The organism is Bergeyella cardium (genome assembly GCF_009914665.1).
Classification (GTDB): Bacteria; Bacteroidota; Bacteroidia; order Flavobacteriales; family Weeksellaceae; genus Bergeyella_A; species Bergeyella_A cardium.
Genome location: NZ_CP029149.1, coordinates 1960044 through 1975402 on the forward strand (window position 1 = coordinate 1960044; position 15359 = coordinate 1975402).

The following is a 15359-nucleotide window of genomic DNA, read 5'->3' on the forward strand; positions in this document are numbered from 1 at the left end:
TTTCTCAGAAGAGATCAGTCTCTGGTACGAATTTCCATTCTTTTTCCAAAAATCTTAACTGCTTGTTTATTCGTTATGGGAATTAATTTTAAGTCTGAATACTGGGAAAGTATTTTCTCACATTTTTTCTCAAAGGGATACGACTTATAATGCGGTACAATACAGCAATCTACCAAGCCCAAGCCCATAAAATCCGGTGGTTGTGGATTAGGTTTTATAACATCATCCATACCTCTCATATACTCCACAGTTTCAGAGGCTACCGCTGCACCTGCAGACTCACCAATATATATTTTTCCATTGGCAACCTGCTGTTTTATAATTTTGTCTGCTCCCGAGCGTTTTAATTCACTAAGCAGGAAGAAAGTATTTCCTCCTGAGAGGTAAATATAATCGTTCCTTTCTATTGTCTTTTTGATTTCATCAGCAGTACTCTGGCTCAGTTCAAGGTTCTCTATTTCAAGTCCCATTTTCTCTAAAACCATCTTACCTTCATCCACATAAGCTCTGTAGTCTTCGTAAAAACTTGCTGTGGGAATAAAAGTTACGGACTTACCATATAGACTTCCATCCACAAAATCCCTAAAAAGCTCTCCCACTTCTGCAAAATACGAGCACAAAAACAACTTTTTCATCGTTAGATTCGTATTAAGTTCAAAATTATTTATCTATAAAACGCTGATATGTCTTAAATCTTATCAAGAGTTTGAAATTCAGCTGCAATACCCAATACAAATTCTGAATTTCAAGTTCAAGAATTTTAACTCAACCGATATTTTCATTGCTAAAATCCTCTTTAAATTAGTATATTTGCGAGATATTTTTTAGAAATTAAACATATAATTAAAAGTAAAATGAAAAAAAGAGTCCTAATCAGCGTTTCGGATAAGAGCGGATTGGCAGAATTTGCACTGTTCTTGGAGAAAAACAAGTATGAAATTATTTCCACTGGTGGCACTTTCAAGTATTTAAAGGAATCTGGCGCACATCCCATCCCGATAGATGATGTTACCCAATTTCCTGAAATGCTTGGCGGTAGAGTGAAAACCCTCCACCCAAAAGTTCACGGAGGACTGCTCGCCCTAAGGGATAATCCCGAACATATCCAGACCGTAGCCGAGCACGGTATCGAACTCATAGATATGGTCATCGTTAATCTTTACCCCTTCTTTGAAAATGCTACGAAAAACATTGATTTAGAAGAGAAAGTAGAGTTTATAGATATAGGTGGGCCTTCTATGCTCCGCTCTGCGGCGAAGAACTTCAAATCGGTAACGGTCATCACCGATGTGGCGGACTATCAGAAAGTTCAGCAAGAAATAGAAACCACAGGAAATTCTACCTTAGAAACTCGTAAGTACTTAGCAGGCAAAGTTTTTAATCTCACTTCGGCTTACGATGCTGCCATCTCCAAAATGTTGCTCAGCTGCGAATATCCAGACTATCTCAACGCTTCGTACAAGAAAGTTGCAGATCTCCGCTACGGCGAGAACCCCCACCAGTCCGCCGCCTACTATGTATCTACTGTGGAGCAAGGTGCGATGAAAGATTTTGAACAATTGGGCGGTAAGGAGCTCTCGTTCAATAACCTCCGAGATATGGATCTTTGCTGGAAAGTTGTGTCCGAGTTTAAAGAACAATTGGCGTGCTGTGCCGTGAAGCATTCTACCCCTTGCGGCGTTTCCATCGGCTCTACCCCGCTCGAAACCTATTCAAAAACCTTTGAATGCGACCCCATTTCCATCTTCGGGGGCATTGTGGCAATGAACTTTACGGTAGATGCGCCCACAGCTGAAGAGCTCAATAAAACTTTCCTTGAAATCGTAATGGCACCAGACTTCAGTACAGAAGCGCTTGACATCCTCCGAAAGAAGAAAAACCTCAGAATCATTAAGATAAAAAACCCTGTGAGCGATAAACAAACTTGGGTTAAAATCGATGGCGGGCTCCTCGTACAGGATTGTGACCATCATTTTTCAAACGAAATACAGGTCGTAACTGAACAAAAGCCTTCTCCTGAGCTTCGCGATGCACTGCTTTTCGCTCAGCGCGTTGTAAAGTATGTGAAATCCAATGCAATTGTAGTCTCCAACGGAACTCAGGCATTAGGCATCGGGGGCGGACAAGTGAACCGAATTTGGGCTACTCAGCAAGCCATCGAAAGGGCAAAAGAAAAATTTAGCGGAGATTTGGTTCTTGCCTCAGATGCATTTTTCCCTTTCCGCGATGTGGTAGATTTCTGCGCCGAGCATCACATCAAAGCCATCATACAGCCTGGTGGAAGTATGCGAGATTCCGAAAGCATACAAGCGGCCAACGAGCACGGTATCCCTATGCTGTTTACTGGTATCAGGCATTTTCTCCACTAGGGGCATCGCCCCTTTTTTAGGGATATTGTTATTAATATAGGGGTCTCTGACCCCCTTTTTTATTTATACACCTATCTATTTGATGATAGTTTTCTTTATTTCTTATAGTAAATACTCTCAATGATGGAATGTTATAAAAAAAGCAGTATAATAACAAATGTTCTATAAAATACAATTCATTGCATGATGATTCAATAAATATAATTTATTAATTTTGATTATTAATAAAAATAAATCTCTAATTTAGCACCGTAATTTTAATGATTCAAATTATGAAAATTTCAGTTTTGAGCCATATAAGTACGGTAAATCTAGCAGCTTTTACTGAGTTAGTTATTAAAATTTCCAAAAGCGAAAAGTATAAAATTGATACGGAAAACCATTATCTGAAAGATATAGAAAACGAATACAATATTTACAAAAAATCTCACACAAAACAGACACATAATGGAAAGGAAAAAGAACTTACAAAAACTGACAGAGAACGAGACTATTTATTTAATGGAATTAAAAGTTTTCTTAAAGGTTGTATAAAGTTGCCTATTCATCCATTTTCTGAGGAAGCAAAATCACTTTATGAGGTATTTAAGTTCCATGATCTTTATCTTAACCGCCTTCCATATGAGGATAAGTCCACACTTTTACGCGAGCTCCTTGAAGCCTTAGAGTTGAAAATTAATAAAGAAAGAATTAAAATACTTCTTCTGGAAACCTCCATCGGCAAGCTAAAAGACACACAAGAAAGATTTGATATCCTATACAGTGAGCAAGTGGAAGCTAATACGAATTTGAGGGAAATACAGAGTGCTTCTGCCATCCGAAAATCTTTGGAGAAAGCGCTGAGAGACTACCTAATCTATGTAAATTCAGCACAATTACTCCCCAATTGGAAGGAACTTCAACTCGAACTAAAAGAATTACTTAAAACAATAAAGTAAATATCTTAATATTAGATTTATACTAAATATAATTTTAATTTGGATACACCCAAATCAGATGATTTTGGGTGCTTTTTTAATACCTTTGCCGCCTTATTTTTTTGCTCTCTTCTCTTCTGAAGGAAAGCAGTTTTAAAAATTCTATTGATTAAAAATAAAGCAAATGCGTACAAAATCTGTCGGCAGAAAGAAGATTAATATCGTAACCTTAGGTTGTTCAAAAAATTTATATGACTCTGAAGTGCTAATGGGTCAGCTGAAAGCGAGCGGAAAGGAAGTGAGCCACGAGGCGAAAAACGGTGATATTATTGTGATTAACACCTGTGGTTTTGTGGATGTTGCAAAAGAGGAGTCGGTAAATACGATACTGGATTATATAGAAGCAAAAAAACGGGGAGATGTGGAAAAAGTGTTTGTAATGGGCTGCTTATCCGAGAGATATAAACCCGACTTGCAGAAAGAAATCCCAGATGTAGATGAATATTTCGGTACGAAGGATCTTCCCATACTTCTGAAGCACCTCGGCGCCGATTATAAACACGAGCTCGTTGGAGAGCGGATGACGACCACCCCAAAACATTATGCCTACCTGAAAATTTCGGAGGGCTGCGACCGGCCGTGTTCTTTCTGCGCAATTCCTCTGATGAGAGGAAACCATATTTCTGTACCGATTGAAAAATTGGTTTTAGAAGCGAAGAAGCTCGCCCAAAAAGGAACAAAGGAATTAATCCTCATTGCACAGGATTTGACCTATTATGGACTCGATATTTATAATAAACGAGCACTCGCCGACCTGCTAAAAGAGCTGGTAAAGGTAGAAGGAATAGAGTGGATTCGCCTGCATTATGCATTCCCTACGGGATTTCCAGAGGATGTTCTCGAAATTATTAAGAACGAGCCTAAGGTTTGTAATTATATTGATATCCCGCTTCAGCATATTAATACCGAAATCCTCAAATCGATGAAAAGAGGAACTACTCGCGAGAAAACCAATACTTTATTAAATAAATTCCGCGAAAAAGTACCCGATATGGCAGTGCGAACAACACTTATCGTAGGCTATCCTGGGGAGACGGAAGAGGCTTTCCAAGAGTTGAAGGAATGGGTAAAGGAACAGCGATTTGACCGCCTTGGATGTTTTACCTACTCCCATGAGGAAAATACAACCGCCTTTGATTTGCAGGATGATGTGCCTCAAGAGGTTAAAGAAGCGAGAGTCTCCGAAATTATGGAGCTGCAATCAAGCATATCTTGGGAAAAAAATCAAGAGAAAGTTGGCAAGGTATTCCGATGTATTTTTGACCGTAAAGAAGGGAATTACTTCGTAGGACGAACGGAGTATGACTCACCAGATGTGGATAATACGGTATTGGTATCCGCAGAAAATCTCTACCTCCCAATTGGAGAATTTGCCGATATCCGAATTACTTCAGCAGAGGAATTTGACCTCTATGGCGAATTAGCATAAAATACAACAATAAAGACCACCGAAAAAGGCTGGTCTTTTTTAATGTTTTATTTAAAATCTATGCTCATCTGAATTTTTATTTGTACTTTTGGACTCTTTCAAAATTAAATTTAATAACAATAATCTTGGTATGAATATATTGGTGTGCATAAGTAGTGTGCCTGATACTACTTCCAAAATAAACTTTACAGCAGATAGCTCTGCATTAGATAAATCAGGAATTCAGTGGATTATTAACCCTGTGGATGAAGTTTGCTTATCAAAAGCGGTGAAATTACAATCTTCGGGAGCGAAAGTAAGTGTGCTTTGCATCGGGGAGGGAGAAACGGAAGCTGTATTAAGGAAGTGCCTTGCAATAGGGGCTGATGAGGCAATTCGCGTAAATCTCTCACCGAAAGATAGCTACTCTACCGCAAAGGAAATAGAACAAGTGGTAAAGTCTGGCAATTATGATGTAATCTTATGCGGAAAAGAATCTATGGATTATAATAACGGTGCAGTTGCAGGGATTTTAGCAGCATTGCTGGGCTATCCTTTTGTAAATTCGGCAATTGAGATTGAACTTCAAGCTAATGAAGCAAAAATTACAAGGGAAATAGATGGAGGTACGGAGACTGTAGCCGTTCAGCTCCCAGCCGTTATCGGTGGGCAGAAAGGTTTGGTAAGCGAGAAAGATATCATTATCCCAAATATGCGAGGAATTATGAGCGCCAGAACGAAGCCTTTGCAAGTATTGGAACCGACCTCAAACGAGGTAAAAGCAAATACCCTATCATTTGAAAATACTCCAGCCCGCGCAAATGTAAAACTCATAGAAGCCAATAACTTAGATGAATTGGTAAGGCTGTTGAAAGAAGAAGCTAAGGTAATTTAATTTGAACTCTTAAAAATATTTGAAATGACAATATTCGTATATGCTGAAAATAATAATGGTAGCTATAAGAAGACTACTTTTGAAGCGATTTCCTTTGCAAAAGCTATCGCTGAAAGCAATGGAGGAAATGTAACAGCAATTACCATAAACCCAACAGATTCAGTAGAAAAACTTTATCAGTATGGTGCCGATAAGGTATTAACCATAAAGAATGAAGGTTTAAAATTCAGCCCAAAAGCATATTCACAAATTCTGGCAGAAGTAGCACAATCAGAATTGATTATCCTTCCAAATACGGTAGATTCTTCCTCAATAGCGCCAATGCTCGCAGTACAAAAAGGATTTTCTATTATCACTAATGTAACCGAATTACCGGAAAGTTTATCCCCTCTACGAGTAAAGAGAAAAGTTTTTTCTGGAAAAGCATTTGCTACTGTGCAATCTGAAACTACTGGAACAGTGCTTACATTAGCTACTAACTCATTTGGGGTAAAAGAAAATCCGCAATCATCAGCAGGAACAGAGGAAATAATCAATTCCACCGTTCAGAATACTGATGTACAAGTGATTTCTACTGAACAAAGTATAGGGAAATTAGATTTAAAAGATGCTGATATCGTAGTTTCTGGCGGTAGAGGGCTGAAAGATGCTGAACACTGGCACTTAATTGAAGAATTAGCTTCTGCACTTGGAGGAGCTACAGCTTGCTCAAAACCCGTTTCCGATATGGGATGGAGACCGCATAGCGAGCATGTGGGACAGACGGGTAAAACGATTTCCCCTAACCTCTATATTGCTGCAGGAATCTCTGGAGCTATTCAGCATTTGGCAGGAGTAAATTCCTCTAAAACAATTGTAGTTATTAATTCCGATTCCGAAGCTCCTTTCTTTAAAGCAGCAGATTATGGAGTGGTAGGAGATGTATTCCAAGTGCTTCCAGAGCTGACTAAAAAGATAAAAGAAGCAAATACATAAGATAAAAAAGAGCTCCGATAGATTATCGGAGCTCTTTTTTTAGTAAAAATCCTCTTCCCTATCAATAAAATAGACTAATGACTAAAATCATTTTCTTTAAGGAGTTGTGCTAAGACTTTTTTTGCTCGCATAATTCTCACTTTGGTATTTGCTATTGAGATATTGAGCACTTCAGCAATTTCTTTTATACTCATTTCTTCAAAAAAGCGGAGACGGATAATCTCAGCGTAATTTGCATCCATAGTAGAGACAATATCCTGAATTTTTTTATGCTCTTCTTCGGAAATCAGGAGCTCTTCTGGAGATTTTGCAAATTCATTTTTTACCTCTTCGAGGTTTCCATCTGTATCCTCAGCTTCTCGGGCTTTCTTCCGCCAGTAGTCTATAATCGTATTTTGAGCAATGGTAAGCACCCAAGTCTTAAACTGAAAATCAGAGTCGTAAAGATGTAATTTAGAGAGTACTTTGGAGAAGACATTAACAGTAATTTCATCTGCTAAGTTCTCGTGCTGTACCTTCTTCATCACAAAGGAAAAGACCTCTACCCAATAGAGATTAATCAGAGCGGTTTGGGACTTCTGATCTTTCTCTCTCGCCAGTTGAATGAGCTGTAGTATTTGTTTTTGCTCCATTGCTCAGCTATTTTTTTTAGCTATTTTAGATATTCTGCAAGTATGCCAATGCTTCTGGACCTTTATTACAGATTAAATCCAGCACCGATAAATCTTCTATAAAGCCCATTTTGTCTGAAAAGGTTTGATAATACTCTTCAAAACCATAATGTGGTTTTTTTTTAGCACTAAACTTCTCCCTGTAATCATTCATCTGAGGCTGTTTTATATACTCCTCAGTAAGCAAAAAGCCTTTATCTGTCTTTAAAATACGCTGCAAAACCTCCAACGCCCTAAGGTTGAATTTCAGTAATGAAGGCTCACGAGTCTCGAAGATTGATTGGAGCTTATCTTCGTAATATTCAAAGTAGGGAGAGGATTGATAGGCAGTCTTAATAGACTTCCAATGGAGCTTTTGCCAATTCTCAGCATAGGAGATTTGTATATCTTTCATCAGCCTGTCTCCCGTATGTTTTATAGGGATAATGAGGGATAATTTCCCATTAGCACTATAGATATTCGCTCTGTTTCGGTAGGTTTGTTTAGGAAAATTCTCATACTGTTCCAGTGTAATATCTTCCTGAGCGATAAACCGAGCAAACCAGCTCACAGGCGGGAGGTAGAATACAGGTAAGAGGTTCATTATTCGTCTTCTTTTTTCTTTTTGAATATCTTCATAATATAATCCCAGCCGAAGAAAAGGGTCAGGATGAGCACTGCAAGCCACCAGTAGGATGTTTTATTAGCATCGCCTGTATTTACGGCTTTAAACATTCTTTCCCATCGGATTTTAAATGGTGCCTGGTAGATTTTTCCTTCCGAATAGGATACCCCTCGCTCAGAATCTGAGAACAGCCCTTGTAGGCTTAGCCAAGCGAACATAGGCTTACCCATAATGTGCGTTTCTGGAACGAAACCGAAGAACCTTGCATCTAATGAATTGTCTCGGTTGTCCCCTATCATCATATAATAATTGTATTTTACGGTGTATTGATCGGTCTCTTTGCCATTGATGAAGAATTTACCGTCTTTATGCACCAATGTATTGCCTTCGTATTGGGTAATGAGCTTTTGATATTCTGGTAGGTTATCTTCGGTAAGGCTAATAACATCTCCTTTTTTAGGAATTCTCAGTGGGCCATACCAGTCTGGGTTCCAGTTTTTATTATGAGGGAAAATCGTATTGGAATAGTTGATTTTATTACTAAGAACGAGCTCTCCTTCTTCCATAGATTTTACTTTATTTATATAGTACCCCACTGTTTTTTCGCCTTTGGGGTCTATATTTTCTTCTACGGAGGTTACGCCAGGCATTGCTTTAAAATCTTTTACCATAGCATCGGTAAGTCCGCTGAATACATAGACTCCGTCTTTCTCCTCGAAGGGTAAAACGCCATAGGCTTTGAATATTGCATCAATGTCGAGGAGCTGCTCAGTGGTTACGGTATAGGAATGCTGTACTTCGGCGTCTGCCATTCGTTTTTCGGGCTTTCCATTGATGAACACCTTACCTGCTTTTATCTCCAATACATCACCAGCAGTGGCGAGCAGTCGTTTTACATAGGGGTCTTTCCTGTCTATTGCGGTATGCACCGAGTCATCAGGATAGTTGAAGACCACAATATCATTTCGCTGAGGCTCACTACTGAAAATCCTCAGATACGGGAGCTCTACAGCATCTACATAGGACTTAGGGTCGTCTTTCGGATTGCCTTTCTCACCAGTATCCATTATGGTGCTTTGTAAAAAAGGGATAGCGAGCGGTCGTGTAGGCATTCGGAAGCCATAGCTCCATTTATTAACGAAGAGGAAATCGCCCACAAGGAGTGTTCTTTCCATCGAGCCGGTAGGGATTCCGAAGGGTTGGGTAACGAATGTGTGTATAATGGTAGCAAATACCGCTGCGAAGGTTAATGAACCGATGAGCGTATCTTTTTTCTTCTCCTGCCGCTCTTCTTCGGTGAGGAAGAGGTCTTCCATTTCATCTATTTCGGCATCATCAAAGTAGTTGATGTACGCCATATAGATAAACGGTAGTACAACGGTGAGAAATTTTTGAGGGAAGAGCTTTTTGCCGAATTTTTCCATCAAAAGGAGGTGAAAAACAGTCATCATAATGCTTCCCACAATCGGCATATAGGCAAGGAGTGCCCACCATTTCGGTTTTTTTGAGACCTTTAGTATAAGGAAGTAATTATAAAAAGGGACGAAAGCCAAAAGCGGGTGATGCCCCATTTTTCTGAAAAGTTTCCAAGTAGAGAGCCCCATTAGTGCGGATAAAATGAGGACAAAAACAGTGTATTGAACGAAATATTCCATTGATATTTTTCGGTTTTTTCGGTATTTAATCGCTTAAAAAGCAGGTGCGAATATAAATATTTTAAAATAAATCTTTTTTCTATTGCGCAATAGACTTTTTTATATAACTTTGACGCGTTTAAAATAAGGGACCCCCCCTCTATTTTTCAAGTGTTTATATTTTTATTTAATATTTAAAAATCTAAAACAGTATGATAATATGCATGGGTAACTATGAAAATAGACATAAAGAGCCAAGGGAAATTTTCATTAGCCATCATAAAATAAAAAAAAGATATGCAGACAGTATTGCTAAATACTGAAACTTAACCAACGAAGGATTAAAATACCAATATAGTGAGGTATTTTAATCCTTCGTCTTATTCTTTTACCCCTTCAAATCTGAAAGTAGAAGAAAAAATATTAAAATGAAACAGGAGATAAAATCTCTATCCGAAGAGGAATTTTTATCTCGGGAGAGCGCCGAAAATCCTTAATAGAGTAAGCAATTGATTAAAAAAATAAGAACAAGTAATAAGTAAGTATTAGAAATGAAGAAAATTTCAATTTTATTCGCATTATGCCTCGCAATAGTGGCGTATGCGCAGGGAAATCCCCTCATCGGTGTATGGAAAAGCGATGCCAGCGGCGTAGTGGAGCTCTCCGCTTCGGGAGATTTTAGCTATACCTACGAAAAAGTAGGCGAGCCAAGTGTATCGGGCTCAGGCTCGGCAGTAGCGGTGGGAACTGAGTTTCAGCTTAAAATAACAGAATCCGTAGGAGAATATACCATTAAAATAAACCCAACGGGAGTTTTTAGACTGAAAAAAAATGGAGGCGATGCTTTCCGAAACCTCAGCCAATGGGGAGATATAGACTGGGCAGAAGACCTCTCGGGAATGTTTAGAGAGTGTAGCCAACTGAAAATAACCGCTACCGATACCCCAGACTTCTCCAAAGTAACCGATATGAGCAGGATGTTTCTCAATTGCGAGCAATTAGAAAATGTACCCAACATAAACGAATGGGCAGTAGGCGAGGTTACAGATATGGAATCTATGTTTGAAGGAGCAAAGCAGTTTAACGGCGATATCTCCCAATGGAAGGTAGGAAAAGTGGAAACAATGGTGTCTATGTTTAAAGGAGCAGAGGCATTTAACCAAGACCTCTCCCAGTGGGATACCGAAGCCCTTACCGAAACCGTAAGTATGTTTAGAGGTGCAAAGGCTTTCAATAAAGATATCTCTGGCTGGAAAGTGCAAAATATCTCGCTAATGAGCAGTATGTTTTATGACGCAACGAATTTTAGCCAAGACTTAGGCGCTTGGAAGATAAAAACAGGTGCCACGCTGGCAGGGATTTTTAGAAACTCTGGAATGGATTGCGAAAGCTACAGCAAAACCCTCAAAGGCTGGGCAGAAAATTCTGAAGTAGGAACAAGCGTAAACCTCTCTACCAACTCCAAGTATGGAGATGCAGCAAAACCTTATAGAGATGAGCTCATTAAAAAGAAAGGATGGACCATCAGTAGCGATAAATATGACGATAAATGTACCGTAGACTTAGGCATAGCCGATACCCCTACCCGACCAGCCCTCAAAGTACTGAAACCCGTAAAAGATGAGCTCATTATCTCAAGCCCAGAAGAGATAAAAAACATTGAAATCTATACCGCTTCTGGCGCACTCATCAAGACATTAAAAGGAAAACAAAGAGCCGTAAGCAACCTACCAAAAGGGCTCTATATCTTAAAAATAAATACAGAAAATCATCAGTACACAGAGAAAATTATTAAAGAATAATCATCAGAGATAATCCATCTCATCATTAAATTAAAACAACATAATTAATATATTTCAATAATGAAGAAAATCTCGATTTTATTCGCATTATTCGTCGCAATAGTGGCGTATGCGCAAGAACCTTTCGTAGGAGTGTGGAATGCCCCAAGAGGACAAATAGTCTTCGCAACAGAAGGAGAATTTAGCTACTCCTATGAAAAGGTAGGAAACCCTAGTATCAAGGGTATAGGAGATGGCTGGCCTAATAGAACAGAGCTGTTCGTAAGCCCTGGTAAATACAAAATCTCCATCGTACCAAAAAACAATAATAAATTTAGATTTAAAGACCTTAACAACTTCCTCGAAGTACAAAAATGGGGAAGCGTGAAATGGGCAGATGACCTCTCAGGGATGTTCGCTAACTGCAACGAACTCCAAATAACCGCTGACGATACTCCCGATCTATCTGGGGTAACCAGCCTTAGCGGGCTCTTCAGCGGCTGCTCTTCATTGGAAACCATCAATGGATTAAACGACTGGGATGTAAGCAATGTTCAAGATATGAGCTATATGTTTAGCGGTGCTACGCATTTCAACCAAGACCTGTTCAGATGGAATATGGGCAATGTAAAAAATGTGAGCTATATGTTCCAGGAAGCAAGCACTTTTAATGGAGATATCCATACTTGGGAATTCAAAAACCTCGAAAATATGGAGTATATGTTCCGAGAAGCATTTGCATTTAATGGCGATGTATCTAACTGGAATGTAGGCACTGTAACCAATATGAAAGGCGTATTCTATAGAGCAAAAGCCTTTAGTGGAGATGTCTCTAACTGGAATGTATCCCAAGCTAAGAATATGGAAGTGATGTTCTATGAAGCATTACAGTTTAATAGCGACCTTTCTAGATGGGATGTAGGTAATGTAACCCTTATGTACGCTATGTTCTCCAAAGCTCCGCTATTCAACTCCGACCTTTCTAACTGGAATGTGAGTAATGTTACAGGAACTTGGAGTATGTTCCAAGGTGCTACAGCTTTCAATAGCGATATTTCCAGATGGGATGTGAGCAAGGTAACCGATATGAACAATATGTTTAAAGAAGCAGAGGCATTCAACCAAGATATCTCCCAATGGGATGTAAGCAAGGTAACCAATATGGGCTCTATGTTTGAAAGTACAAAAAATTTTAATAAAGATATCTCTAACTGGGATGTAAGTAGCGTACAAGTACTTGACTTTATGTTTGAAGATGCTAAGGCATTTAACCAAAGCCTTGCAGGATGGAAGATAAAAGATAAAGCCCATATGACGAACTTCCTCAAAGAATCTGGAATGGATTGCGAAAACTACAGCAAGACACTCAAAGGCTGGGCAGATAATCCTAACACAGGTAAGGAAATCCACTTCTACTCTACCGCAAGCTACGGAGATAGTGCAAAACCTTACAGACAAAAACTCATCGATGAGAAAGACTGGAAAATCTATAGCGACAGCTACGACTCAAGCTGTACTGCCGACTTAGCAACAGAAACAGTAGCACAAAGACCACAGTTCTTCATCATAAAACCAGTAAAAGAAGAGCTGCACATTCAAGGCTTAGACGGCATCAAGAGCATAGAAATCTACTCCGCAAACGGAAGCCTCGTAAAAACACTCAATGCAAACCAAAGAGGCGTAAGCAACCTTTCCAAAGGTGTGTATATCCTTAAAATCAATACCCAAAACGGTACTTATACAGATAAAATCATTAAAGATTAAAACCTAATTTAATAGCCCCTGAGGTCAACTTTGGAGGCTTTTGTCTATATTTTAGAAGCATAATTAAATACATTTATAATGAAAAAAATTTCAATTTTATTCGCATTATTCGTCGCAATGGTGGCGTATGCACAGAAGCCTTTCGTAGGCGTATGGAAAACAAATAAGAAAGGGGAAATCTCTTTTGGAAGTGTGGGCAACTTTAACTATACCTACGAGAAAGTAGGCGACCCAAGTGTAACAGGTTCAGGAGCAGGTGTGCCTGCAAAAACAACCCTCAACTTGGCAAATGGAGAATATAAAATCACCATCACACCAACAGAGGCTTTTAAATTTAAGAATCTTAGCGGCATCATTGAATTAAAAGAATGGGGAGAAATAAATTGGACGGATGATTTATCCGATCTCTTCCGAGGATGCTCTGGTCTTAAAATAACCGCAACCGATAAGCCGAACTTTTCTAATGTAACCAATATGAGCCATATGTTCTACTATTGTAGGGAAATCGATAATATCCCTGGCATAGAAAACTGGGATGTAAGTAAGGTTACCAATATGAAGAATATGTTTAACAATGCTGCTAAATTTAACGGCAATATCTCTGGCTGGAATGTATCCCAAGTAGAAGATATGAGCGGGATGTTTGCCCACGCACAAGCATTTAACCAAGACATCTCCAACTGGAAAGTGGGCAATGTAAAGAATATGGGAGGAGTTAACTTCTACAAAGGAGGGATGTTTGAAGGAGCTAAGGCATTCAACCAAGACCTCTCCAAATGGAATGTGAGCAAAGTAGAAAATATGAGCTATATGTTTAATGGCGCTACGGCATTCAACCAGGACCTCTCCAACTGGAATGTGAGCAATGTAAACAATATGCAGTATATGTTTAGCGATGCGGTCAACTTTAACCAAAATATGCCAAACTGGAAAACAGGAAAAGTGAAAAATATGGCAAATATGTTCAACGGTGCTATAAAATTCAACGGAGATATCTCCAACTGGGATGTAGAGCAGGTAACCAATATGAACTCTATGTTTAATGGGGCTTCTGAGTTCAACTCCGATATCTCTAAATGGACGGTAGACAATGTAGCGCATATGAACTCTATGTTTTTTAATGCTATAGCTTTCAACTCCAACCTCTCTGAATGGAGCGTAGGTAAAGTGCAAGATATGAGCTCTATGTTTGAGAATGCAAAAGCATTTAACCAAGACCTCTCCAAATGGGATGTAACCAATGTAACCAATATGAGAAGGATGTTTAACAGAGCAGGAGTATTTACCAGCGACCTCTCTAAATGGAATGTGGGGAGCGTTACCAATATGACTGAGCTGTTCTGGAACGCAGCAGAATTTGAGAGCGACCTCTCTAACTGGAATGTAGGCAATGTAGAAAATATGGAGTTTATGTTCCACGGAGCAGAGAAATTTAATAGCGACCTCTCTAACTGGAATGTATCTAAAGCTAAAAATATGAACAGAATGTTCGTAGGTGCAAGAAAATTTAACCAAAACTTGGGAAGCTGGACTATTCCAACGGATGCTAAACTCGGCGGTATATTCTCCTTCTCTGGAATGGATTGCGAAAACTACAGCAAAACCCTCAAAGGCTGGGCAGAAAACCCAAATACAGGAAGAGATGTAGTCTTCTCTTCTCAAGCCGTTACTTATGGTGCTGCTGCTAAGCCTTACAGACAAAAACTTATCGACATTAAATGGTGGAAAATCTCTGGCGATACATTTGATGCAGGCTGTACTGCCGACTTAGCAACCGAAGATGTAGCGCAAAAACCACAGTTCTTCATCATAAAACCAGTAAAAGATGAGCTTCACATTCAAGGCTTAGACGGCATCAAGAGCATAGAAATCTACTCCGCAAACGGAAGCCTCGTAAAAACACTCAGCACAAACCAAAGAAGCGTAAGCAACCTTTCCAAAGGTGTGTATATCCTTAAAATCAATACCCAAAACGCTACTTATACAGAGAAAATCATTAAAGATTAAAACTCTGATTGAGCAAATTAATATGAAACAGTACAGCCACTTATGGTTGTACTGTTTTTCTTTTGGATTCTTTTGTGAGCCGATTAATTCCCGTAATCGAATCAAAATTATCGTATATTTGAGCCGATTAATCAATATTAATTGGCTCATAGTATTATTTATTAATACAACGGAGGTCAAATTTAATACGATGACGCATTAATTTAATGAGATGGAGGTCAATTTTAGACCGTCGTCGGTCTATTTTAATGCGATGGAGGTCAAAATTTGACCT

Annotated in this window: 12 protein-coding genes; 8 read left to right on the forward strand and 4 right to left on the reverse strand. The window is 39.0% G+C overall.

All coding sequences use genetic code 11. The features are described 5' to 3' along the window. Window positions 1-14: 14 nt before the first annotated feature. Window positions 15-635 (reverse strand): Type 1 glutamine amidotransferase-like domain-containing protein, encoded by a 621-nt coding sequence (locus DBX24_RS08945; RefSeq protein WP_120488976.1) that lies wholly within the window; start codon window positions 633-635, stop codon window positions 15-17. A 219-nt stretch (window positions 636-854) separates the two neighbouring features. Between DBX24_RS08945 and purH the strand changes: the two genes are divergently transcribed. The 5 genes from purH (at window position 855) to DBX24_RS08970 (ending at window position 6624) form a co-directional block, all read left to right on the forward strand. Continuing rightward, the gene (gene purH, locus DBX24_RS08950; RefSeq protein ID WP_160224632.1) at window positions 855-2369 is read left to right on the forward strand and encodes a bifunctional phosphoribosylaminoimidazolecarboxamide formyltransferase/IMP cyclohydrolase; all 1515 of its coding nucleotides are present in this window, start codon (window positions 855-857) and stop codon (window positions 2367-2369) included. A 272-nt stretch (window positions 2370-2641) separates the two neighbouring features. Then, a complete protein-coding gene (locus tag DBX24_RS08955; RefSeq protein WP_160224633.1) occupies window positions 2642-3307 on the forward strand; it encodes a DUF6261 family protein in 666 nt (221 codons plus the stop codon). 163 nt (window positions 3308-3470) lie between these two features. After that, window positions 3471-4775, forward strand: a complete 1305-nt coding sequence (rimO, locus tag DBX24_RS08960; RefSeq protein ID WP_120488973.1) for a 30S ribosomal protein S12 methylthiotransferase RimO — start codon at window positions 3471-3473, stop codon at window positions 4773-4775. Between the two features lie 130 nt (window positions 4776-4905). Then, complete coding sequence (locus tag DBX24_RS08965) at window positions 4906-5649, forward strand: electron transfer flavoprotein subunit beta/FixA family protein (RefSeq protein ID WP_160224634.1); 744 nt, start codon at window positions 4906-4908, stop codon at window positions 5647-5649. Between the two features lie 24 nt (window positions 5650-5673). After that, window positions 5674-6624, forward strand: coding sequence for an electron transfer flavoprotein subunit alpha/FixB family protein (locus DBX24_RS08970; RefSeq protein ID WP_120488972.1), 951 nt, complete (start codon window positions 5674-5676; stop codon window positions 6622-6624). Between the two features lie 74 nt (window positions 6625-6698). On the opposite strand, the gene DBX24_RS08975 is transcribed toward DBX24_RS08970, so the two are convergent. Genes DBX24_RS08975 through lepB form a run of 3 tightly spaced genes read right to left on the reverse strand, consistent with a single transcriptional unit; the run spans window position 6699 to window position 9554 of the window. Then, entirely contained in the window at window positions 6699-7256 is a 558-nt protein-coding gene (locus DBX24_RS08975) for an RNA polymerase sigma factor (RefSeq protein WP_120488971.1), read from the reverse strand. Window positions 7257-7281: 25 nt separating this feature from the next. Beyond that, window positions 7282-7878, reverse strand: coding sequence for a WbqC family protein (locus tag DBX24_RS08980; RefSeq protein WP_160224635.1), 597 nt, complete (start codon window positions 7876-7878; stop codon window positions 7282-7284). Next, window positions 7878-9554 (reverse strand): signal peptidase I, encoded by a 1677-nt coding sequence (gene lepB / locus DBX24_RS08985; RefSeq protein ID WP_160224636.1) that lies wholly within the window; start codon window positions 9552-9554, stop codon window positions 7878-7880. The genes DBX24_RS08980 and lepB overlap by 1 nt, the downstream gene beginning before the upstream one ends. Window positions 9555-10084: 530 nt before the next feature. On the opposite strand from lepB, the gene DBX24_RS08990 reads away from it, so the two are divergent. The 3 genes from DBX24_RS08990 (at window position 10085) to DBX24_RS09000 (ending at window position 15085) form a co-directional block, all read left to right on the forward strand. Further along, a complete protein-coding gene (locus DBX24_RS08990) occupies window positions 10085-11335 on the forward strand; it encodes a BspA family leucine-rich repeat surface protein (protein ID WP_160224637.1) in 1251 nt (416 codons plus the stop codon). Window positions 11336-11395: 60 nt separating this feature from the next. Further along, a complete protein-coding gene (locus DBX24_RS08995) occupies window positions 11396-13078 on the forward strand; it encodes a BspA family leucine-rich repeat surface protein (protein WP_160224638.1) in 1683 nt (560 codons plus the stop codon). 78 nt (window positions 13079-13156) lie between these two features. Then, window positions 13157-15085: a BspA family leucine-rich repeat surface protein gene (locus DBX24_RS09000; protein WP_160224639.1), complete on the forward strand. Its 1929-nt coding sequence runs from the start codon at window positions 13157-13159 to the stop codon at window positions 15083-15085. The last annotated feature ends 274 nt before the right edge of the window (window positions 15086-15359 follow it).